This window comes from Streptomyces sp. P17, assembly GCF_032436805.1.
GTDB lineage: Bacteria > Actinomycetota > Actinomycetes > Streptomycetales > Streptomycetaceae > Streptomyces.
Genome location: NZ_JAVRBF010001391.1, coordinates 1 through 242, shown reverse-complemented (window position 1 = coordinate 242; position 242 = coordinate 1). Strand labels below are relative to the sequence as shown.

The following is a 242-nucleotide window of genomic DNA, read 5'->3' as shown; positions in this document are numbered from 1 at the left end:
CAGGCGCGATGTGATGGGATCGGGATGCCCGGTTCGCTCCAGCAGGTCAGTCGGCGCCGTGGTGCTGGCCAGACCGGCAACGCGCTCCAGCGTCTTCTGGGGAAGGTAGAGCTGGACGACGTCGACGGGACCTGGAATGTCCCAGCGCGCGCTCGACCCGGCCGGAATGATTGTCACGACGCCGGTGCGTGCCGTTCCTATCCCACCGGCGTGCAGCGCCTGGAGCGGCGCAACGGAAAATC

At 67.8% G+C, this 242-nt stretch carries 1 protein-coding gene; it reads right to left on the bottom strand.

Going from position 1 to position 242, the window contains the following annotated elements; translation table 11 throughout:
• Window positions 1-242: hypothetical protein (locus tag RMT89_RS45090; RefSeq protein ID WP_315889544.1), on the bottom strand; the 242-nt coding region annotated here is incomplete at both ends.